Raw genomic sequence first — 24,099 nt, 5'->3', positions numbered from 1 at the left:
ATTTGCTTTATTCTGGTAATGCAACTGGTTTTATACTGTCTTTTGAAACCGCTGAACTGTCTACAACAGGAGCCGTTTCGATTGGTTTTACTGGAGCAACATATCTTTTTATTTTCTGCTGAATTAGAATAGCGTCATTTAAAACAAAAGGAGTCGGCATCATCCAGTTTTCTCTTGGTTTAACATTTAGAAGTGGATTTGACATTAAATCAAATGAACTTTCAATTAAATCCATATCAAAAATAGACGATTTGTTGATGTAGAATTCCATTTCCAAAGGTTCATTGCCTACAACATAGTAACAAAGAATTTTGCTGTCTTCGCGTTGTAAACGATTTCCTTTTTCTCCGGAAGTGGCTACACCATTTGCTTTAAAGTTATAAAACGTCATTTTTGGATTGGCGTAGATATCGTAACGGTTTACTTTTCTGTTTGGTGTGATTCTGATTTTCAGATATCGGTTATTTCCAATTACGCTGTCTCTTAAAAACTGAATTGTTGGTTTAGGAACATCAACAACTGGTGCGATAGCGCTATAAGTAAATGTTGAATTGTATTTACTTGCCAATGGAAGTGAATTTAAACCCACTGCTTTTTGATTCTTTTCGCCTACATAAGATTTTGTCCAGTCATCAAGGTTTTTGTCATAAGTTGTCCATACGGCAGAATTGTTGTCAGCATTATAAACATATAATAAACTGTTTGATTTGGCTTTGCCTGGTTCATAATCAGAATGATATCCTGCATAGATGAAAAAAGAGATAGAAGCAAGGAAGAAAACCACAGTCCAAATTCCTTTTCGGGCAAAATCTCCAAATATTGGCAATAATAATCCAAATAACAAAACGGTTAAAATAGCACTTCCGAATAGAATTTTAAGTCCTAGGCCAACTGGAAACATTACAATAAACGGTGCAATGATCGCCAAAGCTGGAATACTGAAAATTAAATTGACTCCCAAACTATAATGCTGTGTGAAAATAAATATTCCGAACAATAGAATTCCAAAATAAACAGGAATGATTAAAAATCCTGCGCCTGTTAAGCTGTTTGCTAAAAATCCATTAATGATAATCCAAAGTAAAAGAGGAGCCACGAAATGATTCATGGTAATTTTAGCTTCAGAAAAATGATGGTAGAAAGCAAAACAAATTGCAATACTTAAAGTGACAAAAGCGCCAATATAAGCGTGTCCGTTATAGGTAAATCCGTTTAAAAGATCAGAATATTGCGGATAGATTTCCAAAATCAGTTTCCATCCTAAAAAGGTAACTAAACCAGCAATGATTATAGATCCCAAAAGAGGTACAAATCCTCTGAATATTTCTCTGAAAGTGATGATTCTTTTTACCTTTCCGATGAAAATAAATAAAGCCAATAATCCAAAAGCAATTAATGTCATTGGCATTACCCAGGAAAAAGGATAACTTATGAATGAAAACGGAGCACTGAAATATACATTATCTTCAGTAGATTCTGTTTTAGTTAAATCAATGTTGCTCAAATATTTGATCAAAGGCATGATGTAAGTGCCCTGATGTGCTAAAGTAGTTTTGCTCAAATGCTGAACATCGTCTTGCTGTGTATGATAGTTAAAATGTCCATCTATAAATGCAAAGTTGTAACCCTGAATATTTCCTTGTTCTCTAAAAACAGTTAAATCAGTATCGTTTGGAAGCATTTTGTAAATACTGTACATCAATGAATTGGAAACTGGATAAGAAGTTTTGGCATCAGAAAATGCTTTTACCATGGCTTCATTTCCTTTTGTGGTTTCCATTAGCATATAGCTTGGTCCAGAACTTCCGCGGGCTTCAAAGTTTAAAACCACACCAACATCTTTTGCCCACGGATGCTGATTCACAAAAAGAGCAGCTCCATTTAGACCTAATTCTTCGGCATCTGAAAATAAAATGATGATGTCATTTTTCTGAGGATGTTTAGAATATAAAAAGGCACGAACACCTTCTAAAATTGTTGCGACACCCGAAGCGTCGTCGCTTGCTCCTTTTGAGAAAGAATGTGGAGCACTATCGTAATGAGAAAGAAGTAAAAGTGCTTTGGTATTGTTAGTTCCTTTTATTCTTGCTAAAATATTTTTAGATTTTACTAAAAGGCCTCTGTCGTTTAAAGTATAACCTTCCTGAACACTAGTTTCTAAACCAATTCTGTTTAATTCGAGTTTTAAATAATTGGCAACTAGTTCATGATTTGTCGATCCGACATAATGGGGCTTTTGCGCAATAATTTCGACTTGGTTTAAAGCTCTTTCGGTTGAGAATTCCGCGAGTGCTTCATCATCTTTATTGATTCCTTGCGGCATCATGGTGGCGCATATAATGCCCAGCAGAGCTAAGACACAGACAATGGCTAGAATTGAGGTTTGGTTTTTTCTCATGGTTAATAAACGCTAACTATATTTCTTTTTTAACAAGCATAAAATAATCATTGTCCAAGGAACGATAGCCTTGGTCATACAAGAAATAATATGTATTTCCTGTCTTTGTCTGTAAAATGTTTGTAAAAAACTCAAAATCAAAGCCTTTGTTTAATAATTTGTCACGCGATGCCTTTGATTTTCCATCTACATTTAACTCTGCCAAAATACGGTAATTTTTGCGTAACTTGTTGTTTATATTTCGCATGAAATTTGTACTATCTTTATTTATTTTGTTATTGTACGCATTTCGGCAGCTATCAGAGCAAAATTTCTTGTCTTCTCGGCCAACAATCTTAACGGAACATTCGAGGCATGTCTTCATTTAACAATTTTTATTTCGTTGATAAACTAGGTTTTTCGTTTTCTCTTTTAATAATTGCTTGATTGATTTTGTAGATTAAAAGTTCCACTTTTTTAAGGTCACAATGGGTTAGAACAATATCCTTAAAACCATTTTCCAAATTAATTCTAAGTTCGCTTGATTTTGCGGGGACATTTAGTCCAAATGTTGTTTCTATTATTTTATTAATAAAAGATAAATTTCTTATCAGTTCTACACTTGTAATACTGTCAATTTCAAATATGCCGTTATCCCTCCTGAAATCAGTATTATTAACTACCAAATGATCATTTTCAATATAGATTTCAAATAACGGATTTCTTCTAATGACAGTCATTGGTTCTTTTATTTAATGAGCTCTTTATGAATTTAGCTTTTTAAGTTCATAAAGATCTTTTCTTCTGTCTTTTAATGTTTTGACACTTCCATGTTCATGAAGTTCTTTTAATAAATTCAGATCAACATCTACAATTAAAGTCATTTCGGTGTTTGGAGTGGCTTCAGCTTTAATTCCGTTGCTTGGAAAAGCAAAATCAGAAGGTGTAAATACAGAAGACTGTGCATATTGAATGTCCATATTGTTTACTTTCGGAAGATTTCCAACACAACCTGCTATGGCTACATAACATTCATTTTCGATTGCACGTGCTTGTGAACAATGTTTTACACGAGTATATCCATTTTGTGTGTCTGTTAAAAAAGGCACGAATAAAATATCCATTCCTTCATCAGCTAAAAGTCTTGGAAGTTCTGGGAATTCGACATCATAACAAATTAAAATTCCAATTTTCCCACAATCGGTATCAAAGGTTTTAAACTCAGAGCCACCTTTCATTCCCCAATGAATCACTTCGTTTGGGGTAATATGAATTTTGGTATACATTTCTGAAGTTCCATCTCTTTTGCACAAGAAACCGACATTGTAAAGATTTCCACCTTCCAAATAAGGCATACTTCCGGTAATGATATTGATGTTGTATGAAATCGCAAATTCCTGAAATCGCTTTCTGATTGGGTCAGAATGGCGTGCCAATTCCCGAATTGCTTCTGCTTCAGATAAATGATTGTAATCGGCCATTAAAGGTGCAATGAATAATTCGGGAAAAAGAGCAAAATCAGAGCCATATCCAGAAACAGCATCGATAAAGAATTCAGCTTGTTCAAATAATGCTTCAACGTTGTTTAATGGGCGCATCTGCCATTGAATTAATCCCAAACGAATGATGTTTTTCTTTAGATTAATTAGTTTCGGACTGTCATCATAATAAATATTATTCCATTCCAGTAAAACCGCAAACTCTTTCGATTCTTCATCGCCTTCCAAATAATTTTTGATGACTCTCAAAACATGAAAATCATTGCTTAACTGAAAAGAAAGAACAGGATCATACAACTCTTTGGTTCGTACTTTTTCGATATAGGTTTTTGGAGACATCTTTTTAGCATGTTCCCTGTAACTCGGAATTCTGCCTGCAAAAACAATTGCTTTTAAGTTCAGCTGTTCGCAAAGTTCCTTTCTGGCATCGTATAATCGACGACCTAGACGTAAACCTCTATAATTTGGGTGAATAAAAACATCTATTCCGTATAAAATTTCAGCATTTGGATTATGGGTAGAGAATTTGTAATCGCCACTAATTTGTTGGTAATTATGTCTTTTTTCTACTAATTTTTCATCAACAATTAGAGATAATGCAGAACCAACGACTTTTCCATCAACCAAAATTACCAATTGTCCTTCTGGAAAAATAGAAAGTAATCTTTCTATATCTTCAGATCCCCAATACGAATCGGCCATTTCAGGATACGATTCGATCATTGATTTTTTTAATTGTTTATAGTCTTCAATTTCTAAATTTCGTAACTCGACTTTTTTGATTTTTGCCTGCATATAGTAAGGTTTATCTCAAATATACAAAAAAAGAATTCCAATTACAAACGGTTACAAATAGTTACAGTCGATAGTAAATAGTTAATAACCGACTGTTATTGCTGGGCTGTATCATCTTTGCATCGTTGAAGTTGACGAACAATTTCAAGTTATACTAACATTTAAATAATATACGCCATGAATGCAATGAAAAACAGAGTACAGTTAATTGGGAATGTAGGGAATGATCCAGAAGTTAAAACATTAGAAAGCGGTAAAAAGCTAGTGCATTTAACAATCGCAACCAACGATGTTTACAGAAACGAAAAAGGAGATAAGGTAGAACAAACCGAATGGCATCGTGTAACTGCCTGGGGAAAAGTAGCCGAAATTATCGAAAAGTTTGTTGTAAAAGGAAAAGAAGTCGCAGTTGAAGGTAAACTAACTCACAGAAGTTACGATGACAAAAACGGAGAGAAAAGATACATCACCGAAGTTGTTGTAAACGAGATTTTATTGCTATAAATAACTTTTGATTATACGCCACGAAAAGGAAAACAAACCCGACAGGTTTAATCCCGAGGCTTCGGGACTGTCGGGTTTAATTTTTTATAACGAAGTATAATTATAAAATTGAAACGCCATTGCTATCCGTTGTCAATACTTCGCTCATATAATCAAAGAAAGGTCTCATTTTTTTGAAAGTGTCCAAGGCTTGTTCTAAAAACATTGAACTTAGTACTTCCTCATCTGTAAAACGTTTGATGATTAAAAATTGTTTGTAACGTAGTAAATCAATGGCTTCATGATCGGCATCAAAACCTTTTGGAGCTGTTTTAAGTTGCTCGCCCTGCAAAGTTCCAAAAGTGTCTTTAAAAGATTTGGAATTTAGGATTTCTCTAAAAGCTTCAGAATTAAATCCAAATTCAGTTCTGATTCGTTTTAAATCGGATGCATTTGGTCCCCAAAATCCGCCGGCGAAAAAACTGTTTCCCTTTTCCAAATGAAAATAATAACCACCACGTCTCGCTGCTGTTGCTCGTGTGTAACTTCCTCCCCAATAATGTTTAAAAGGAGTTTTGTCTTTCGAAAAACGAATATCACGATAGATTCGGTAAACGCTTTTTTTTCCTGAAGCATTTTCTAAAACATCGGTTTTAGAAAGTTCTTTTAGCAAAGCATCTGCAAAGTTTTGAATATGTTCTAATTCGATTAAATATTCAGATTTATGATCGTCAAACCAGGGTTTGTTATTGTTTTCTTTAAGCTGAACCAGAAAATCGAGACTCGATTTCGGTATAGTAACGTTGTTTTCCATAATTGAATTTAAAAATCAGAAAGATTGGCTGCAATTTAAAACTAAAAAACCCATTAGAGAAATCCAATGGGTTTTTGTATATTTTGTTAAGCCGTTTTTTTGAATAAATCAAACATAGGACAGCGAGAACAGCGCTTTTTTTCGCTCTTTTTATATTTCTCACAGCAAGAAGATTTACAGTTTTCAATCTTCTTAATCTTATCAAGGATTTCAGAATTTTTCTTTTTCTTTTTATCCTTTTTCTTCTCCTTGTCTTTTTCTTTCTTGCCCAATTTTCCTCTGTATTATAAAAACAGAGACAAATATAAACCAAAAAAGTAATTTTTAAATATTCTAAATAAACTTTAACTTTTTTTATTTTGGATTGATAGCAATCGAACTGGTAACTGTTAATTGCTGAATATCACGGTCGAACAGGTAAAGTCCGCCTTTATCGTCTCCAATTAAGTTGATTTTATCCAGAATAGATTTAGCAGTTGCTTCTTCTTCGATTTGTTCAGAAACATACCATTGTAAGAAATTATGTGTAGCATAATCTTTTTCTTCAAAAGTAATATGCACTAATTCGTTGATCGATTTCGATACAAAAAGTTCGTGATTGTAAAGCTCCTCAAACATTTCTTTGAAAGTAGTGTAAGTCGTTTTTGGTGCTTTAAGGTCTGTTACCTGAGCGTGACCTCCGCGTTCGTTTACATACTTAACCAATTTAAGCATGTGAGCACGCTCTTCATCTGACTGTGTGTACATAAATTGAGCAATTCCCTCTAATCCTTGTACTTCTGCCCAACAAGCCATAGAAAGATACGTTTGCGAAGATTCTGCTTCTATGCGGATTTGCTTGTTTAAAGCCAATTCAATATTTTTTGATAGCATAATATGTGTCTTTTTTGTAAAATTAGAAAAAATAATCCAAACCATTTTTTCAAAACCCTGAAAACAATACGTATTTCAATTCACTTCCAATAAATTTAATGCTATTTTATATCACCAAAAGAGAATGGTTTTGAGAATTGAGACTTATTCATAATCGGATTTCCATTGTCTTCCATCATCGGGCCATCCGTAAATTTTCGCATGATAAATTGCTTAGAAGCAATGTCGTAATAACTTAAAATATAAAAATCTTTTAATCTTAGTGTATCGTACAATCTTATGTTTTTATTGTTATTTAAAAAGTAAAACAGATTATCGACCGCCAAAGGTCTTGCTTGAAAATCTTTTGTAAAATTCCAATTCTCATTTAACATAGCGTCAAAATAGACTGCTTTACTTAACGAATAAGGGATACGCTCTCCAAAATCATCCATAGAATTGAAAGAAAAATAAAAGTCTCTATATTCTCCAAAACCGCTAAAAGTGATGAAACTGTTTTTATGGTTTTTAAAAACTGAAATACCGGCAGGAAGTCCGTTTATATTTTTTAGGAATTTTTCAGTGGTTTTTAATTGACGAGGTTCGTTGTTGTCAATTTGCATAACAAAAGGGGAGTTCATAAAGGGAATTGTATCATTTTTTGAAAATGAATAATTCTTAATGCCCTTTCCAGATTCAAAATCTTTGATTTCAAATAGAAGGAATTCTTTATTAGCCTTTACCTGAAATAATTTATTATCACTATAAAATGAATTTGTTGTTCGGGTTGGAGTTTCCGAAGCTGGGAAATCAAAAGTTTTTTCTTTTATATCACCGGTTTTAATACTAAGATCGAAGACTTGTGTTTTGATAAGAGTATTATCAAATGTCAAAATAATATGATCCTGAATTACATACATTTTGCTGCTACTTGAAGCCAATTCTATTGGAGCATAAATATTTGGGTCTACTTTGTTTATTGGGAAATATTTGATAAGTGCGTTGAAAGAAATTTGAACATTCCTTTCATTTTTAAAAATAAATGAAGAAAAATCAAACATTTTAATTTCACATTTTCCATCTTCAAATTTGTAAAGAAGCAGATGTTCAAAATCTTTTTCTTTTGCCAGAATGTAGAAAGTATTGTTCTGCTGGAAAGAACTAATAATATAATCTTGGTTTTTTGGAAAATCAAATTTTAAGGATTCTGAGGTTTTGTTATCCAGATTATAAGTGGTAATTAAAATGTTCTTATAATCACGGGAACTCCAGTATAACGATGGTTTTTTGTCCTCACTTATACTGTAACCAACTAAATCCCGACTTGTTTCATGTTTTATAGAATCGCTAAATTGGCTAGCAAGAAACAAAGATGGATTGTATTTTAAAATATTTACATTTTTATTGTCCCAGGTAAAAGCGTAAATATCCTTGGTTTTTTCATCTTGTGCATTTAAAATCTGAGTTTTTCCTAGAAAGTTCAGATTTAGTGGCAAAGAATTTAAAACAGTTTGACTAAACAATACTGTTTTAGAAAATAAAACGAAAAGTAGAAGCAGTTTTTTCATAACGGAAAATTCATCAAAATTTATTCCAATTTTTATGTTATTGCATGTATCAAATTTAAGCAATAAAAAAGTCCTTAAGATAACATCTTAAGGACTTTAATTCACCATTTAAAAAAGAAAATTATTTCACAATAAAAGTGACTCTTCTGGCTAATCTTCTAGCTTCTTCAGAATCTTTTTGGATAGACGTATCAGCGCCATTAGCAACAACGTTTAAACGAGATGAAGCAATTCCAGCTTTCTCTAAAATAGTTTTTACATTATTGGCTCTTGCGTTTGATAGTTTTTCATTGTAATCTGCTTTTCCAACTTGGTCAGCATATCCAATTAAATCAAGTGATGCAGATGGGTTTTTTCTTAAATAAGTTAAAACCACATCGATCGCTGCAGTTGAGTTTTCTATTGGAGTTGTTTTGTTAAAGTCAAAATAAACACTGTAATACTTATCGTTGATCATTCTTTTGATCAATTCATTGTCAGTAGGCTGCGGTGCACTAACTTGTTTTTCTCTCACAATTTCTTTTTGCGCAGGTATTTTTTTGATCTGAGATTCCAGATCTGCTATTTTGCTTTCTAAAGCTTCAACGTTAGCATTATCATTTGCAATTACAGTCCAGTCGGCATGTTTAGCATTTTTGCCTAAATAAACATTTAGTCCTACAGTACCATTAAAAAGTATTCCTGAAAAGCCTTTTCCTGTACCGATGTAAGCGCCATCAAAAGTGTGGTTTTGTGATGCATTTAAAATTGTAGAGAAGTCTCCCGTTAAGGCAACTCTGTTAGATAATCTTATTTGTCCTGTAACACCAACAATAAAATTTCCAATTAGGTCTTTTTCATTAGAACGATTACTTTCTAGCTGGGCTAAACCAAAACCTGCGTGGCCTAATAATCCTAAAGTATTGGTCCAAGTTTCAAAATTCATAATACGCCCTAAGTTGGAAACAGCTTGTAAATCTACTCTATAGTATTTTGAATCAAAATCTTTAGAGTTTTTTTGGTTTGTAAAGCTGTTATAACCAAAGTCGGCTTTTAAACCAAACTTATTATTAAGCATGTAACGTACCCCTAAATCTCCAACCCAAAGGTTTGGAGTACTTGTTGCATAACCTGGAGAGAATGGTCGTTGTGGTTTGTTAATCCCTCCTCCAAATTCGATAGACCATTTATTAAAACCACTGTTCGTTTCTGTTTGTGCACGTAACCCTGTTAAGGCTAGAGCAAATGCAAGAGTCATTACAACTTTTTTCATTGTAGTTTGATATTTTAAATTTGAATCAAAGCAACAATAAAATGTAAGAAGAAAAATCCTCTAAAAGTCAGAAAGATATTAGAATAAGGTAATTATAGACTCTCTAGTGTCCTAAAATGAGATTCGAAAGTAATAGGAAAAAAGAATCGGTTTTAATTTATTGATAATAAGTGGTTTATTCAAAGCCATCGGTAAACTTACGCAGAACATACTGTTTAGCAGTGATGTCGTAATATCCTAAAATAGAATAATTGTTTAACTTTAAAATATTTGGAATAAAAATCTCTTTGTGAGTATCTATAAAATAAAAAATCTTGTCTGAAGCAAGCGGTTCATGTGCTTCAGTTGTCAGCTCTAATTTTTTAGTCCATACACTTTCGAAAAAAACAGAATAATTGCTGTCAATATTGTAATAATTATTAGATGGAAAATCCCCAAAGTAATCATCAAACATATTAAAACCATTCATGGATACAGTTTTAGTACTGCTGCCAGTTCCGCCCAATGTGATAAAAAGATTCTTTTTGTTTTTAAAAACAGAAATGCCAGCATCTGTAGCGGCCAGTTCTTTCAAGAACCTTCCTGTATTTTTTATCTCTTTTGGTCTGCGGTTTTCAATTTGCGTTAAAAGAGGTGAATTATTAAATCGGATAGTATCATTTTTTAAGACAGTAAATGATTTTAAAGATTCTCCGGAATTATAATCTTTAATGTCAAATAAAAGTTCGTTGGAGTTCACATTGAACTGATAAAGTTTGTTCTCATGATAAAAGGAGTTGGATGTTTTTGGATTTTTCTCTCCCAAAGGTTGTAAAAAGGTTTTTTCTTTTATTTCAGAGTTCTCCAGATTAATATCAAAAAGTTGTGTTTTTCTTGGACTTTGGTCTAAAGTCAGGATCAAACGATTTGGGAGCGTATAAAGTTTGCTTTTGGCTACTACTTTATAAAGCGGATTATATTCTCCAGAATCCATTTTTTCTATCGGATTTTCATTTAAAATCTGATTGAATGTTTTCTGCTGTGTTTTGCGATCTCGAAAAATAAAAGAGGAGAAATCAAGAAGCTTTTCATCGGCTAAACCATTTTTAAAAATATAAACAGTTAAGGCTTGTTTTGTTTTGTATTTTAGAAAAAGGTAAAAATTATTGTCTTTTTGATAATGAGTAATGACTGATTGTTCCTCAAATGGTAATGTAAATTTTAAAGCTTTCGTAGTTTTAGTTTCAAAATAATATTTGATCACGATAATGCTGCTTTCTTGCGGTGAAAACCAATATAAAGTTGGATTGCCGTCTTCGCTAAAACTATAGCCCATCAAAGATCTGTTTTCTACATATTGTCGGTTAGTGGTAAATTTATCGTTTAAGAATAAAGCGCTGTTGTACTTAAGAATCGTCAAACTGTCACGAGAGGCAATAAAAGCAAAAACATCGTGTGTAATGACATTTTCTGCATTTAAAGTCTGGCATTCCTCTTTCTGTATTTTTAAATCTATAGGATAAGAAGTTAATACTGTCTGACTCAGCGAAACAGTACTGTATATAAATACCAGAAAAAGGAAGATTTGTTTCATAAGTTTCTGCGAACAAAAATTATTCCATTTAATTTATTGATTCATAAGCTCTTGAAAAAGATCTACAAATTGTCCAAGATGCATTCCGTCTATCAAACCGTGATGTACATACACCGCCATTGAAATGGTTCTTTTTCCTGTTTCTGAAACCATCATTTTTCCAAAAGAGACTTTTGGACAGCTGTCTGGATAAGTAAAACTTCGCGCATGTGTAAGCGATGTAAAGTTCAACCACGGAATTGCTGAAAAATGAATCAAATTATCATCATTAAATTCTCTTGTAAAAAGTCCTGTTGTATTTTGAATACGTTCAATTTCGATTAAAGCATTTTGTTTGAAGATGTCAAAATCTGAATTATATTCAATTAATGAAAATCCGAAAGTACCATCTTCTCGTCCAATTGTTGCCGAAGCATCAATACGATCGTTAATGTAAATCTTGTTTTCGGAAATTCGGTATTTAAAATTCTCAATTGTATTTACAGCAACTAAAGTTTTATGCAGATAGAAAATGAAAAAAGAAGCATTTAAACTTTTGGCAGTTTGATACGCTTTGGTACAATCGATTTCTACCGTTGCGCCAAAGAAAGGCTCTTCCATTTGTTTAAAATGAGCAAAATGCTCTTTTCTATTCCAGTTTTCTAAGTCTAAAAGTGTTTTCATTATAATAAATTCGGAACCACTTCTGCAATAGTTTCAAATGAACTAAAATGCTCGTGTTCTATGGTATGATTAATTTTTTCGTGTTCCCAAGTGGTGTGAAACGGAATATGAACGGCATAGCCGCCAATTCCTAAAACAGGCAATACATCTGATTTTAATGAATTTCCAATCATCAAAAATTCATGCGCCTGAATGTCTAAACGTCCTAATAGTTTTTGATAATCGATTTCTTGTTTGTCTGACATGACTTCAATATGATGAAAATAATGTCCTAAACCAGAACGGTGCAGTTTACTGTGCTGATCTTTTAAATCGCCTTTTGTTGCTACGACCAATTTGTACTTTCCGTGAAGCGCTTGTAATGTTTCTTCGATTCCGTCTAGTAATTCGATTGGTTTTTCAAGCAATTCTTTTCCGTATTGAATGATTTTTTCAATGACTTCAACAGGAATCGTATTATTCGAAATATTCATCGCCGCTTCGATCATTGAAAGAATATAACCTTTAATTCCGTAACCGTACAAAGGAAGATTGGCAATTTCGATTTTAAATAATTCCTGCGAAATACCTTGATGGGAAAGATAATCTTCCATCAAAGCACAAAATTTATGTTCGGTTTCCTGAAAATAGGGTTCGTTTACAAATAAAGTATCATCGGCATCAAATGCGATTACTTTTAAGTTTGGTATTTTAGTTTTATGTAACATAGATTTTTTGTTTCAAATGTTTGCTTGTTTCAGGTTTCAAGTTTTTTTCGCCACGAATTGCACTGATTTTTTTGCTACAGATTATTAGGCTTAAAAAGATTTTTTTAAATAAATCTGCTAAAATCAGCAGAATCTGCGTGAAACTTTTTCGTCACTAATTTCACAAATCAGCAGTGTAAATCTGTGGGCTAATTTTACTTTGTAAACAGCTTTTTCAAAGAAATAGTTTTATCGTAAAAAGTGATTCGGATTCCGAAAAGCAAAACGATGCCGCCGAAAACCATCTGTAAAGTTATTTTTTCTTCCAAAAACAACCAAGCCAAAATAGAAGTAATTACCGCCTGACTTAACAAACTCAACGAAACTCTGGTTGCACGCATGTGCTGTGTGGCATAACTAATCGAAAGCCAAGCACACAATTGACAAATTACTGCTTGTAAAACCAATACAAACCAGCCGGCATTTGAAAATCCAGTAAAAGATTCGTCCAGCGAATAACATAAAATTCCCAAATAAATGCTGGAAGCGGTTAAACTAATCGTCATAAACGAAAGCACATCAACTCCTGAAAGCACATTTTTGCTGACCAAAAGATAAATCGAATATAGAATTCCAGATAAAACAGCAAACAAAAATGCCTGATCAAAATTCAAATCAATGAAAAACTCGAACCCCACTAAAGTTACCATTCCGAAAAGAGAAACTACAGTTCCAATCCAGAAATTTGCTGCAGGTTTTGATTTCAGAAAAAGGAAAGAACCAACTCCAACCCAAACAGGAGATAAATTAGTTAACAAAGAAGCCTGAGTCGCACTTGATTCCTGAATAGCAATATTCCAAACCGCAACATCTGAGGAAAATAAAACACCGCAAAGCATTGCCAAAAGTGTAAATTTCAGACTAGGAAGTTTAAAGTTTCCGCTAAAAATGACATAAGGCAGTAAAAGTAAAACAGCAAAAAACATTCGGTAAAATGCCGAAATCAATCCTGGTGTTAAACGTAATTTGACCAATATTGGGAAAATCGAAATGCAAAGGATACCGCAGATTAGGGCTAATCTTGGTTTAGTGAGTTTCATTAGATGTATTTATTCTTAGATATTTTTTCTTCAAAGATAGTTTAGAAAGTGAGTATTTTGAAAGCAAAAAGCACGAATCGATTAAAAATTATAATCGGTTCGTGCTTTTTTATTTTTAAAAAGAAGAATTTTTATTCTTTTGTCTCTTCAACTTCAAGGGTTGGGGGAGCTTCTGGCGAAGCCACGTCTTCACCTTTTAAATAACTTGGTAAATTTAATCCGGCCATATTGAATAAATCATTTAATGGTGGCACTGTTTTCATCATTCCAGAGACAAAATTGGCAGTTGAACCATTTTCGCCCTGACCATTTCCAGAATCCCAAACCGTGATTTTGTCAATCTTGATATTTTTAACAGCTTCAACTTGAGTTTTAACCAATTCAGGAAGTTTCTCTAATAATAAAAGTTGGAATGCTTTGCTTGGATCTCCGCCTGCTGCAGCCACAACATCTTTATAACCTTCTGCTTGTTTCGTTAAGATTTCAAATAGACCTTTTGCTTCTGCTTCCATTTTAGCGAAAATTGCATCAGCTTCTCCTTTTGCATTTTCTCTGATAGTTTCAGCAGCTGCTTGTGCTTCGATAATGGCTCTTTGTTTAGCAATTTCGGCAGGAACTACAATGTTCGCAATTTGAGTAGAACGCTCTCTTTCAGAACGAGCCAACTCGGCTTTTTGCTCTGCAAGGTAAGATTCTTCCAATGCTTTTGCCTGTTGTACTTTTTCGGCAGCAATTGCGATACGCAAAGATTCTGCTTCTTTTTCTCTACGAATCGCTTCAGAATTCGCAATGGCAATTTTTGCTTCGTTCTCTCCCTGAATCGCAATCGCGTTAGCCTCGGAAGTTTTTACCCTTGTATCTCTTTCTGCTTCAGCTTTACCAATAGTTTCGTCTTTAGCAGCTGTTGCAATACTAATTTCACGGTCTTTTTGAGTAATCGCAATTTTTACGTCACGATCTCTGTGAGTTTCTGCAATTTGAGTATCTTTTTCTCTGTCGGCAAGAGCTTTACCAGTTTCCCCGATTTTTTCTTGTTCTGCAACGCTAATTTTAGCTTCGTTGATTGCTTTTGCAGCAGCTTCTTTTCCTAAAGCTTCGATATAACCAGATTCGTCACGAATATCCGTAACGTTTACATTGATTAATTTTAAACCGATTTTCTTCAATTCGCTGTCCACGTTTTTAGAAATGTTGTCCAAGAATTTATCACGGTCAGAGTTAATTTCTTCAATAGTCATAGTTGCAATAACCAAACGCAATTGACCAAACAAAATATCTTTTGCAAGCTCTTGAACTTGTTCTGATGATAAACCCAATAATCTTTCCGCAGCCGTATTCATGCTGTCAGATTCTGTAGAAATGGCAATGGTAAATCGACAAGGAACATCGACTCTAATGTTCTGACGGCTTAATGCATTGGTCAGATTGGCTTCGATAGAAAGCGGTTTTAAATCCAGAAAAGAATAATCCTGAATTACCGGCCAGATAAAAGCACCTCCACCGTGCACACAGCGTGCTGAGGTTCCTCCGGTACGTCCGTAGATTACTAAAATTTTATCTGAAGGACAGCGCTTGTACCTCGAGATTAAAGCTGAAATGGTTACGAATAGAACGATTGCCGCAACTGCAATCAAAATAATTGGGTTGATCATTATAATTTATGTTATATGGTTTCTACGATTAAGAGATTGTTGTTTTCTATTTTAACAACTTTTACGGAACTTCCCGACGGAATTCTGTCATTTTCTGTCATGGCTTCCAGTTCATGAAATGCACCGTTTACGCTGATCATGATTTTGCCTTTTCCGCTTTTCTTTTCGGGAATGGTCAGATAAACTTCGGCAGTTTTATTTAGCGTATTGGTTATTTTAAAAGAATTGTCTTCGGCTAGTTTTTGTACTTGTTTGATCACGAAGAAAAACAAGAGCACGAATAAAACCCCAACAACAAAGGAAGTAACAATAAGAAAAACCGGCTTTTCGCCAAGAGTCGAATAAAAAGAAATTCCAGTCCAGCTAAAACCTAACAAAAAGTTGATTAAGTTTCTTAAAGAAAAAAGCTGAAAATCACCGCCATCATGTAAGTGAGCATCAAAATCGGTATCAAATCCGTCTGCGACATCAAGACCCGAAAAGGTAATAACGGTTTGAATAAGAAAAATTAAACTTGTTGGAATCGCGATGTACCAAAAAGATTTAAGCAACGTAGGTAAACTGTCTAATAGCTCCATAATTTTCAGTTTTTCGAATAACTTTTGGCGCTAATATCTCATTTTTTTTGTAAGAAAACTAATTTTAAAGAAAAATCAATGATTTGATGTTGTACAGAATGAAAAAGCGCAAATCAATTAACAAATAATTGATTTGCGCTTAAAAAGTTTTTCAGAAAATTAAGATTTAATCGATAAACTTTCTGATCGTATATTCTTTGGACTTATTATCGTAATAACCTAAGTAATAAGCTGAATTCATTTTGAATAATGTTTGAGAAGACACATCCTTGTAATTATCAAAAAAAGTACGGATTTTATCAAAAGCTAAAGGCTGTAAATCGCCTTTTAAGTGATTGTCGTTATTGTCAAAAAGACCTTCTATTTTAACTACTTTTCTGTTAGCATAAGAATTGAAATTGTCCATTGTAGGGCTAAAGAAAGCTGTTCCAACGAGAGCGCCTATAAGTCCAAATTGATTAGCAGTTGCTTGTCCGGCAGATTGTCCCAATTCTGAAATACCGCCAAAAGTAATAAGGGTATTCTTGCCGATAGTATAACATGAAAGTCCAGCATTTAAATTGACTATCTTTCTTAAAAATTGGGAACTATTATCTAAAATTCTTTTCCCTCCTCCAAAGTCTCCGCCTTCCTGATAAATATCCGAATTTTTAAAATCAATAGGCGCTTCAGATGTTGCCGTATATTCTTTTAATGTATTGTCTTCTAAATCTTTTATAGTAAAGAAAAATTGATCCGAAGAAGATTTTAGCATATAGAGTTTATTATCAAAGTAAAATGAATTTGAAGTTATTGCAACCCTATATCCTGAAGAACTTACTTTTGAAATATCAGCAGATCGAATTATTTTTTCTACTGCTGAAAATTTTTCCAAATCAATTACCATTGTCTGAGTGTAATCTGGATTGGTGTCTATAGTTAAAATAAGTGTTTTACTGTTGAAGTAGCATTTTCTTTTTCTCGCAGCATCTGTTAATGAAGTTGGATTGTCTGTGTTGATGTTTTTTAATGAAAAAGGAGCTTCAAAAGGAAGAAGGTTTTCTCCCAATATTCCATATAAATCTGATTTCGTGTAATCTGATTTAAAGAAATGAAACCCTTCCAGATTGATAACTTTTGAAGTGTAATTCCCGTTTTGGTCAAAAACGTGTAGTTTTAAGGAATTACTTTTTTTGATTACGCTTAAAATATAGAATTTGTCGCTGTCACTAAATTTCTGCAGAATTTTTTCATCTTTTAGAGCAAGAGTATATTCCTGCGTTGTAACTTTTTTATTGGTAATATCATATAACTGAGCAATAACATTTTCGGAATCGTTAGATGACCAAAATAAACGTGGGTTGCTATTGCTGATATTGTAACCAATCATCATGTCGTAAGTTTTAGTATCTGGTCTTGCGGCAGAAATACTATCGACAATTTTCATGTTCTCATTTAAATGAATTGCTTTTACCTTTATTTTATCACTAATCAATAAAGTAACATCTTTTTTTTCATTGTTTACAACCTGAAAAATGCCTCGATTCTTTTTTAATTCAACTGGCGTAGAGCTTACAATTTCTTGTGAAAATGTGGTCAAAGTACATAATAGTAAATAGACGCTGAATATTTTCTTCTTCATACAACTAATTGGTTTTGGGTTAGATAAATTTCAGCTAATATCTTAATTTTTTACATACGATAATTCTTGCTTTGTCTTTTTAACAAAAAGCGCAAATCAATTAAAAAAGTTAATCGATTTACGCTTTTATCTTAAGTCATTATGATCTTATTGCAGGCCTTCTGAATTTGTTTATCCGAAAACGGTTCGAGTGTTTCGGCAAGCATTTCACTGGTTTTGATGCATTCCATCATTTTTGATCTTAGATCTTTATCATCTCCTAATTCTGTTTCAAGAATTCGCTTGAAAATTTCAGAGAGATAATTAGGCTGTTCTCTAAAATCTCCTTCAAACCAAAGATCTGATAGGAATTTTGCCATCGATGGCATTACATCGTGGTGTGTAGGTTTTTGATTTTCTCTTTGCATATCGAAAATATTAAACGCACGAAACCCTCGCTTTAGATGTGCAAAAATACCCAGAAGGATAGATTTCCCGAGTTTCCATAGGGCCATCATGGCGAGGGTTCGCTTATGTTAACTTTAAATAAAGTTTCAGAATTACTTCTGGTATTTTTGCAGAACAAACTTACAAAAAGGATTTTGAAAAGAAATGATAAAATGTAAGAATTTTATTTTTGTTTTTTTATTCCTGCAAGGTTTTCAAAACCTTGTAGGTATGGCAATTTATTCAAACCTACAAGGTTTTGAAAACCTTGCAGGACAGCCCAAATAAACTTAAAAGAGATAAAAAAAAGATGTGTTATTACACATCTTTTAAATTTTTTAGTTTACCGTAGCTCCATTAGGCGCATCAGCATCTGGATTTACAAAAACCAGTTTTCCTTCAGCATTTGTTGTCATCAAAATCATTCCCTGACTTTCAACACCACGTAAAGCTCTTGGAGCAAGATTTGCTAATACAGAAACACGTTTTCCTATAATTTCTTCTGGCGAAAAACTTTCAGCAATTCCCGAAACAATCGTACGAACATCGATTCCGGTATCTACTTTAAGTACTAAAAGTTTATTTGCTTTTGGCATTTTTTCAGCTTCCAAAATAGTTCCGATACGGATATCCATTTTCGCAAAATCTTCAAACTGAATTAAATCTTTCTGAGGTTCTGCTTGTTTGTTTTCGGCAAGATTAGCTGTTTTTGTTGCTTCCAATTTATCTATTTGTTTTTGTATTTCTTCGTCTTCTATTTTAGCGAAAAGTAATTCTGCTTCGCCAATTTTATGTCCAGCAGGAAGTAAATCTGAGTTTTCAGAAATATCATTCCAACCTAATGTTTTATCAATAAAAATATCCTTTGCATCACGATCTTTCTCTTTTAGGAATTTACTGAAACCTGCAAAATGTTCTTTAAGATCAGCTAAATTCAATATTTTAGAAAGTTTCGCAGCAGTGAAAGGTAAAAACGGTTCAGCCAAAACGCTCAACGCAGCAGCAATTTGCAATGCCACATACATTTGAGTTTTTACACGCTCCGGATTGTCTTTCATTACTTTCCAAGGCTCTTCGTCTGCAAGGTATTTATTTCCTAAACGAGCCACATTCATTAATTCCCCCAAAGCTTCACGGAATCTGTAACGCTCCACTGAACTTGAAATTACAGCTGGATACGCTTTTAATTCTGCTAAAGTTTGTTCGTCAACTTCTGTAAATTCGTTTGGCGCTGGAATAATTCCATCGTAATATTTGTTGGTTAAAACCACCACACGATTGATGAAGTTTCCAAAAACGGCAACCAATTCGTTGTTATTTCTAGCTTGGAAATCTTTCCACGTAAAATCGTTATCTTTTGTTTCAGGAGCGTTTGATGTCAATGCATAACGCAAAACATCCTGTTTATCTGGAAACTCTTCTAAATATTCGTGCAACCAAACCGCCCAGTTTTTAGAAGTCGAAAGTTTGTTTCCTTCCAAATTCAAAAACTCATTTGCTGGAACGTTGTCTGGTAAAATATAGCTTCCTTCTGCTTTTAGCATTGCCGGGAAAATAATACAGTGGAAAACAATATTGTCTTTTCCAATAAAGTGAACCAATTTAGTATCTTGATCTTTCCAATACGGTTCCCAGTCTTTTCCTTCGCGTGCGGCCCATTCTTTTGTAGAAGAAATATATCCAATTGGTGCATCAAACCAAACGTACAATTTTTTGCCTTCGGCACCTTCAACCGGAACATCAATGCCCCAATCCAAGTCACGTGTTACCGCACGAGGTTCTAATCCTGCGTCAATCCAAGATTTTACTTGTCCGTAAACGTTGGTTTTCCAGTCGTTTTTATGACCTTCTAAAATCCATTCACGTAAAAAAGCATCGTAACGATCCAAAGGTAAAAACCAGTGTTTCGTTGATTTTAAAACCGGAGTTTCGCCTGTAATTGTCGATTTCGGATTGATCAAATCAGTTGCGTTCAAAGTAGAGCCACAATTTTCGCATTGGTCGCCGTAAGCGCCGTCATTACCGCATTTTGGGCAAGTTCCAACCACAAAACGGTCTGCTAAAAACTGATTGGCTTTTGCATCGTACAATTGTTCTGTAACTTCTTCAATAAAATCGCCTTTATCATACAAAGTCCTAAAGAATTCAGATGCCGTATCATGATGAATTTTCGCCGAAGTTCTAGAATAATTGTTAAATGAAATTCCGAAATCAGCAAACGATTTACGGATGATTCCATCATATTTATCAATAACTTCCTGCGGTGTGATTCCTTCTTTTTTGGCTTTCATCGAAATTGCAACACCGTGTTCATCACTTCCGCAAATAAATGCAACATCTTTCCCTTGCAATCTTAAATATCTAGAATATATATCTGCAGGTACATAAACCCCAGCCAAATGCCCAATATGAATAGGCCCGTTGGTGTAAGGTAATGCCGCCGTGATCGTATATCTCTTTGGATCTTGTATCATAATTCAATTTTATTGAGTGCAAAAATAAGCAATAGATTTGAGATTTTAATGTTGCGGAAAGATTCGCAGAGAAAAAGCGTAGAGATTCGCAAGGATTTTTATTTTTTAAATCTTGCAAAGGCGCAAAGTTTTTATGAATTGCGTCCAGCTTTAGCTGGATGTGATAATGATGATTATTAAATATTGGCTTTAGCCAAAAAGCACATTTGGCTAAAGCCTCTAAACTACATTTTATGCAACCTCCAGCTAAAGCTGGAGGCAATTGATGTTTAAAACCTTTTTAATCCTTTAATCTGTGGCTTAATTCAAAAAAACTTTGCGACTCCGCGTCTTTGCGAGATTATTTCACTCCAATAAATAAATCACTTTAGAATGACTTCGACTTCGCTCAGTCTGACAAAATATTAAAAAAGAATCTTTCTAATCCTTATAATCTGTAGCTAAATTATAACTTATGGTCTTTTTGACTATATTTGAAAAAAATATCAAAACATGAATAAAATATATCTAATCATTTCAATATTGTTTGTGTATTGTGGTTACTCTCAATCACAATCAGAAAAGAGTTTAAAGCAAGGACAATTTTCCAACCCAATTTTTGCTGGAGATTATCCCGATCCGAGTTTATTAAGAGACGGAAAAGATTATTATGTTGTACATTCTTCTTTCGATTATTATCCTGGACTTTTAATCTGGCATTCTACCGATTTAATGAATTGGGAACCCATTACCAATGCGCTTCAAAAATATGTTGGAGCTGTTTGGGCGCCCGATTTAATTAGGTACAACAATAAATATTACATCTATTTTCCTGCCAATAATACCAATTTTGTAGTTACAGCCGATTCTATTAACGGCCCTTGGAGCGAGCCAATAGATTTGAAAATCGGTAATATCGATCCCGGACATATTGCAGATGAGAAAGGGAACCGATTTTTGTATTTCAGTAACGGCGGTTATGTAGCGTTATCCAAAGACGGACTTTCGGTAACAAGTGAATTGAAACATGTTTATGACGGCTGGAAAATTCCGCGCGAATGGAGTATTGAATGTTTCTGTATGGAAGGACCAAAACTCTTTAAAAGAGGTGAATATTATTATTTAACTGTTGCCGAAGGCGGAACTGCTGGCCCAGCTACAAGTCATATGGTCATTTCTGCAAGATCAAAATCGCCACTTGGACCTTGGGAAAATTCGCCTTTTAATCCTGTTTTGCGAACCAATAATAGTTCTGAAACCTGGTGGTCAAAAGGGCACAGTACTATTTTTGAAGATGCAAACGGAAAATGGTGGATGATTTTTCATGGTTACGAAAAAGATTATTACAACTTGGGTCGTCAGACTTTGCTACAACCTGTGGAATGGACAAAAGACGGTTGGTATAAAATTTCTGATAACACTCAGACAGATAAACCGATTGAAAAACCACAAGGGAAGACACTTCCTGAATTTTCATTAAGTGATAATTTTGAAGGTTCAGTTTTGAAACCGCAATGGAAGTTTTATGGTGGAGTTGAAAATTCTAGATTTAAAGTTGCCAATAATACTTTGACTATTGAAGGAAAAGGAGATGGTGTTGGAAATAGTGCACCACTTGTAATTGTTCCGGGCGGACATTCTTATATCGCCGAAGTTGAAATGGAAATCGAAGGCAACGCTACAGGTGGATTAACGCTTTTTTACGATAATAGATATTACTCGGGAATATTAGCCGATCAGAATAATATCTTGGCAAATTTGAGAGGATGGCAGTTTCCAACAGAGAAAAATACACATAACCGAAAAGTTTTTCTTCGTTTAAAAAACATCAAAAACACGGTCGATATGTTTTACAGTATTGATGGAAAAGACTGGAAAAAAATAGAAAATTCTGTAGAAGTTTCGGGATACAATCATAATGTTTTGAGCGGTTTTCTTGGACTAAGAATTGGTCTTTGCTCTATTGGAAAGGGAAGTGTAAAGTTTAGAAATTTTGTTTACAAGGCGCTGTAGTTTTTTTGTCTGCCACAAAGGCGCTAAAACACAAAGTTTTTTCATTTGAATTTTAAAAATCAATAAACTTTGTGCCTTCGAGCCTTCACGGCAAATCCAACATAAAATAGAACCAGTTTAAACTACGTTCACTGCTCTTAAATAACGATATATTTCGCAATCTTTGCACCCGAAAAAACAAAATTTATGAGCAAGACTAAATTAATCATCAATAAAAATGGATCTATTAAAATCGAAGGCGATTTTGAAATCATGGATCCAGAAGGAGTACTTTACGGTTTACAAGGAAGATCTGCACTTGGACTGTGCCGTTGCGGATTATCTGCTAACAAACCATTCTGCGATGGAGGACACAGAAACAACTTCGAACACGATTCTGTGGCGTTTGATCTTCCGCCGATGAAAACGAACTAAGATTCTGAAATAATGGAGTTTAAAATAGACTGCATCTGATAAAGGTGCAGTTTTTTTGTGGCAATTTTTATTAAAAAGTAAGTTATTACTTAGAAAACAATAATTACATTTACACAACTTTTAAATTTTCCAAAAAATGAAAAAACTGATAATACCACTGTTGTTTTTGTTTTTCAGTATAAGTTATGCTCAAACACAAAAAGTAATTTCCAGCGATTGGACTTCTTTCAATCAAACCATTGATATCCAAACCAAAGTCAAGAAAAAGTTTAAAGTAATAGCTTCGGTTAAAGCCGAAACCACAGAACCAACATCTTGGGCTGGAGTATGGGCTAGAGTTGATACGAAAAACGATGAAGAAGGCTTTTTTGATAATATGCAGGATAGACCTGTAAAGTCTAAAGAATGGAACTCTTATACAGTTGAAGGAACTATTGATGCAAACACCAAATCATTAAGTTTTGGAGGTTTATGCGTTAATAACGGGAAATTCTATTTTGATAAATTTGAAGTATTGATAGAAAATGATAAGGGTGGTTTTGAACCTTTTACTGTTTTAAATGCAAGTTTTGAAACTCCCGTAAAAAATGGAGACATACCAAAATGGAATTTTGGCACCTCTAAAGATGCTATAGTTAAAGTAAAAGAATATAAAGTTTCTTCTGATAAATCGGTTGTTGATGGAAAAAGCAGTTTATTACTAGAAGGAAGCGGAATTAAGCCAAGGCCAGAAGCAAAAATTGGAAATGTTGAAGGCGCTTCACCAAAAATTGCCGATATGATCTCGATGCTGGAAGATTTGAAATCTCGTGTAGAAAGAACCGTTAAAAACATGAGTCAGTATGAAATCGATTATCTTCATGATGAAGAAGCCAACCGAATTGGGGCTTTGGTCATGCATTTGGCTGCAGCCGAAAAATACTATCAAGTTTTTACTTTTGAAAACAGGGATTTTAATGAAGAAGAAAAGAAGATTTGGAACAATGCATTGAATTTGGATCAAGGTGGAAGAGACGAATTTAAAGGCCATAATATTCAATATTATCTTGATATTTATAATCAAGTAAGAGCCAAAACTATCGAAGAATTAAAGAAAAGAGATGATGCCTGGTTTGCGCAAGTCCAATTAAAATATGACATGACCAACCAATATTGCTGGTTTCATGTCATGGAACATCAATCGAGTCATTTAGGACAGATTTTGTTTTTGAAAAAACGAATTCCGCCAGAGCAGAAAGAACAGAAAAAGACACTTCCACAGGAGATTAAAAAATAAAGTA

General features: G+C 33.8%; 22 protein-coding genes. 4 read left to right on the top strand and 18 right to left on the bottom strand.

Features of this window, described 5'->3' with window-relative positions; all coding sequences use genetic code 11:
* Positions 1 to 7: 7 nt before the first annotated feature.
* Genes P2W65_RS04510 through P2W65_RS04495 form a run of 4 tightly spaced genes read right to left on the bottom strand, consistent with a single transcriptional unit; the run spans position 8 to position 4,671 of the window.
* Positions 8 to 2,398 carry a M28 family peptidase gene (locus tag P2W65_RS04510; RefSeq protein WP_289663776.1) on the bottom strand — a complete coding sequence of 797 codons (2,391 nt, stop codon included), beginning with the start codon at positions 2,396 to 2,398 and terminating at the stop codon, positions 8 to 10.
* A gap of 16 nt (positions 2,399 to 2,414) precedes the next feature.
* Positions 2,415 to 2,762, bottom strand: a complete 348-nt coding sequence (locus tag P2W65_RS04505; protein WP_091489760.1) for a hypothetical protein — start codon at positions 2,760 to 2,762, stop codon at positions 2,415 to 2,417.
* Positions 2,763 to 2,772: 10 nt separating this feature from the next.
* Positions 2,773 to 3,117, bottom strand: a complete 345-nt coding sequence (locus P2W65_RS04500) for a hypothetical protein (RefSeq protein WP_179003009.1) — start codon at positions 3,115 to 3,117, stop codon at positions 2,773 to 2,775.
* A gap of 24 nt (positions 3,118 to 3,141) precedes the next feature.
* On the bottom strand, positions 3,142 to 4,671 hold the full coding sequence (locus tag P2W65_RS04495) for a bifunctional GNAT family N-acetyltransferase/carbon-nitrogen hydrolase family protein (RefSeq protein WP_179003008.1): 1,530 nt from the start codon (positions 4,669 to 4,671) through the stop codon (positions 3,142 to 3,144).
* Between the two features lie 177 nt (positions 4,672 to 4,848).
* Between P2W65_RS04495 and P2W65_RS04490 the strand changes: the two genes are divergently transcribed.
* Positions 4,849 to 5,175 (top strand): single-stranded DNA-binding protein, encoded by a 327-nt coding sequence (locus P2W65_RS04490; protein WP_289663775.1) that lies wholly within the window; start codon positions 4,849 to 4,851, stop codon positions 5,173 to 5,175.
* A gap of 100 nt (positions 5,176 to 5,275) precedes the next feature.
* On the opposite strand, the gene P2W65_RS04485 is transcribed toward P2W65_RS04490, so the two are convergent.
* The 14 genes from P2W65_RS04485 to metG all read right to left on the bottom strand — a co-directional run bounded on the left by P2W65_RS04485 (position 5,276) and on the right by metG (position 20,413).
* The gene (locus tag P2W65_RS04485) at positions 5,276 to 5,968 is read right to left on the bottom strand and encodes a DUF2461 domain-containing protein (RefSeq protein ID WP_289663773.1); all 693 of its coding nucleotides are present in this window, start codon (positions 5,966 to 5,968) and stop codon (positions 5,276 to 5,278) included.
* Between the two features lie 86 nt (positions 5,969 to 6,054).
* Positions 6,055 to 6,240, bottom strand: coding sequence for a hypothetical protein (locus P2W65_RS04480; RefSeq protein ID WP_091489749.1), 186 nt, complete (start codon positions 6,238 to 6,240; stop codon positions 6,055 to 6,057).
* An 82-nt stretch (positions 6,241 to 6,322) separates the two neighbouring features.
* A complete protein-coding gene (locus P2W65_RS04475) occupies positions 6,323 to 6,841 on the bottom strand; it encodes a ferritin (protein ID WP_289663772.1) in 519 nt (172 codons plus the stop codon).
* Positions 6,842 to 6,942: 101 nt separating this feature from the next.
* Positions 6,943 to 8,388: a hypothetical protein gene (locus tag P2W65_RS04470; protein WP_289663770.1), complete on the bottom strand. Its 1,446-nt coding sequence runs from the start codon at positions 8,386 to 8,388 to the stop codon at positions 6,943 to 6,945.
* Positions 8,389 to 8,509: 121 nt separating this feature from the next.
* On the bottom strand, positions 8,510 to 9,640 hold the full coding sequence (locus P2W65_RS04465) for an OmpA family protein (RefSeq protein ID WP_289663769.1): 1,131 nt from the start codon (positions 9,638 to 9,640) through the stop codon (positions 8,510 to 8,512).
* 175 nt (positions 9,641 to 9,815) lie between these two features.
* Complete coding sequence (locus P2W65_RS04460) at positions 9,816 to 11,213, bottom strand: hypothetical protein (RefSeq protein ID WP_289663768.1); 1,398 nt, start codon at positions 11,211 to 11,213, stop codon at positions 9,816 to 9,818.
* 33 nt (positions 11,214 to 11,246) lie between these two features.
* Entirely contained in the window at positions 11,247 to 11,876 is a 630-nt protein-coding gene (locus tag P2W65_RS04455) for a chloramphenicol acetyltransferase (protein ID WP_289663767.1), read from the bottom strand.
* On the bottom strand, positions 11,876 to 12,583 hold the full coding sequence (locus tag P2W65_RS04450; protein WP_109191051.1) for an HAD family hydrolase: 708 nt from the start codon (positions 12,581 to 12,583) through the stop codon (positions 11,876 to 11,878). The genes P2W65_RS04455 and P2W65_RS04450 overlap by 1 nt, the downstream gene beginning before the upstream one ends.
* Before the next feature lie 194 nt (positions 12,584 to 12,777).
* Positions 12,778 to 13,662: a DMT family transporter gene (locus P2W65_RS04445; protein WP_289663766.1), complete on the bottom strand. Its 885-nt coding sequence runs from the start codon at positions 13,660 to 13,662 to the stop codon at positions 12,778 to 12,780.
* Between the two features lie 131 nt (positions 13,663 to 13,793).
* Entirely contained in the window at positions 13,794 to 15,314 is a 1,521-nt protein-coding gene (locus tag P2W65_RS04440) for a flotillin family protein (RefSeq protein WP_289663765.1), read from the bottom strand.
* A gap of 11 nt (positions 15,315 to 15,325) precedes the next feature.
* Entirely contained in the window at positions 15,326 to 15,892 is a 567-nt protein-coding gene (locus tag P2W65_RS04435) for an NfeD family protein (RefSeq protein WP_289663764.1), read from the bottom strand.
* A 166-nt stretch (positions 15,893 to 16,058) separates the two neighbouring features.
* Positions 16,059 to 17,513 (bottom strand): hypothetical protein, encoded by a 1,455-nt coding sequence (locus P2W65_RS04430; RefSeq protein ID WP_289663763.1) that lies wholly within the window; start codon positions 17,511 to 17,513, stop codon positions 16,059 to 16,061.
* 131 nt (positions 17,514 to 17,644) lie between these two features.
* Positions 17,645 to 17,920 carry a hypothetical protein gene (locus tag P2W65_RS04425; RefSeq protein ID WP_289663762.1) on the bottom strand — a complete coding sequence of 92 codons (276 nt, stop codon included), beginning with the start codon at positions 17,918 to 17,920 and terminating at the stop codon, positions 17,645 to 17,647.
* 357 nt (positions 17,921 to 18,277) lie between these two features.
* A complete protein-coding gene (gene metG, locus P2W65_RS04420) occupies positions 18,278 to 20,413 on the bottom strand; it encodes a methionine--tRNA ligase (RefSeq protein WP_289663761.1) in 2,136 nt (711 codons plus the stop codon).
* Positions 20,414 to 20,905: 492 nt separating this feature from the next.
* Here metG and P2W65_RS04415 point away from each other — a divergent pair, with 492 nt between their 5' ends.
* The 3 genes from P2W65_RS04415 to P2W65_RS04405 all read left to right on the top strand — a co-directional run bounded on the left by P2W65_RS04415 (position 20,906) and on the right by P2W65_RS04405 (position 24,095).
* Positions 20,906 to 22,405, top strand: a complete 1,500-nt coding sequence (locus P2W65_RS04415) for a family 43 glycosylhydrolase (protein ID WP_289663760.1) — start codon at positions 20,906 to 20,908, stop codon at positions 22,403 to 22,405.
* A 186-nt stretch (positions 22,406 to 22,591) separates the two neighbouring features.
* Positions 22,592 to 22,819, top strand: a complete 228-nt coding sequence (locus tag P2W65_RS04410) for a CDGSH iron-sulfur domain-containing protein (protein ID WP_057115344.1) — start codon at positions 22,592 to 22,594, stop codon at positions 22,817 to 22,819.
* Between the two features lie 136 nt (positions 22,820 to 22,955).
* Positions 22,956 to 24,095: a DinB family protein gene (locus tag P2W65_RS04405; protein ID WP_289663759.1), complete on the top strand. Its 1,140-nt coding sequence runs from the start codon at positions 22,956 to 22,958 to the stop codon at positions 24,093 to 24,095.
* The last annotated feature ends 4 nt before the right edge of the window (positions 24,096 to 24,099 follow it).

The sequence above is a fragment of the Flavobacterium panacagri genome, assembly GCF_030378165.1.
GTDB classification, from domain to species: domain Bacteria; phylum Bacteroidota; class Bacteroidia; order Flavobacteriales; family Flavobacteriaceae; genus Flavobacterium; species Flavobacterium panacagri.
Note: the sequence above shows the minus strand (reverse complement) of the source record. Positions and strands in the feature narration are given on the sequence as shown.

Bases quoted from the DNA above. Each gene is read 5' to 3' on its own strand.
- P2W65_RS04510 (WP_289663776.1), bottom strand. From the start codon at position 2,398: ATGAGAAAAAACCAAACCTCAATTCTAGCCATTGTCTGTGTCTTAGCT.
- P2W65_RS04505 (WP_091489760.1), bottom strand. From the start codon at position 2,762: ATGAAGACATGCCTCGAATGTTCCGTTAAGATTGTTGGCCGAGAAGAC.
- P2W65_RS04500 (WP_179003009.1), bottom strand. From the start codon at position 3,117: ATGACTGTCATTAGAAGAAATCCGTTATTTGAAATCTATATTGAAAAT.
- P2W65_RS04495 (WP_179003008.1), bottom strand. From the start codon at position 4,671: ATGCAGGCAAAAATCAAAAAAGTCGAGTTACGAAATTTAGAAATTGAA.
- P2W65_RS04490 (WP_289663775.1), top strand. From the start codon at position 4,849: ATGAATGCAATGAAAAACAGAGTACAGTTAATTGGGAATGTAGGGAAT.
- P2W65_RS04485 (WP_289663773.1), bottom strand. From the start codon at position 5,968: ATGGAAAACAACGTTACTATACCGAAATCGAGTCTCGATTTTCTGGTT.
- P2W65_RS04475 (WP_289663772.1), bottom strand. From the start codon at position 6,841: ATGCTATCAAAAAATATTGAATTGGCTTTAAACAAGCAAATCCGCATA.
- P2W65_RS04470 (WP_289663770.1), bottom strand. From the start codon at position 8,388: ATGAAAAAACTGCTTCTACTTTTCGTTTTATTTTCTAAAACAGTATTG.
- P2W65_RS04465 (WP_289663769.1), bottom strand. From the start codon at position 9,640: ATGAAAAAAGTTGTAATGACTCTTGCATTTGCTCTAGCCTTAACAGGG.
- P2W65_RS04460 (WP_289663768.1), bottom strand. From the start codon at position 11,213: ATGAAACAAATCTTCCTTTTTCTGGTATTTATATACAGTACTGTTTCG.
- P2W65_RS04455 (WP_289663767.1), bottom strand. From the start codon at position 11,876: ATGAAAACACTTTTAGACTTAGAAAACTGGAATAGAAAAGAGCATTTT.
- P2W65_RS04450 (WP_109191051.1), bottom strand. From the start codon at position 12,583: ATGTTACATAAAACTAAAATACCAAACTTAAAAGTAATCGCATTTGAT.
- P2W65_RS04445 (WP_289663766.1), bottom strand. From the start codon at position 13,662: ATGAAACTCACTAAACCAAGATTAGCCCTAATCTGCGGTATCCTTTGC.
- P2W65_RS04440 (WP_289663765.1), bottom strand. From the start codon at position 15,314: ATGATCAACCCAATTATTTTGATTGCAGTTGCGGCAATCGTTCTATTC.
- P2W65_RS04435 (WP_289663764.1), bottom strand. From the start codon at position 15,892: ATGGAGCTATTAGACAGTTTACCTACGTTGCTTAAATCTTTTTGGTAC.
- P2W65_RS04430 (WP_289663763.1), bottom strand. From the start codon at position 17,513: ATGAAGAAGAAAATATTCAGCGTCTATTTACTATTATGTACTTTGACC.
- P2W65_RS04425 (WP_289663762.1), bottom strand. From the start codon at position 17,920: ATGCAAAGAGAAAATCAAAAACCTACACACCACGATGTAATGCCATCG.
- metG (WP_289663761.1), bottom strand. From the start codon at position 20,413: ATGATACAAGATCCAAAGAGATATACGATCACGGCGGCATTACCTTAC.
- P2W65_RS04415 (WP_289663760.1), top strand. From the start codon at position 20,906: ATGAATAAAATATATCTAATCATTTCAATATTGTTTGTGTATTGTGGT.
- P2W65_RS04410 (WP_057115344.1), top strand. From the start codon at position 22,592: ATGAGCAAGACTAAATTAATCATCAATAAAAATGGATCTATTAAAATC.
- P2W65_RS04405 (WP_289663759.1), top strand. From the start codon at position 22,956: ATGAAAAAACTGATAATACCACTGTTGTTTTTGTTTTTCAGTATAAGT.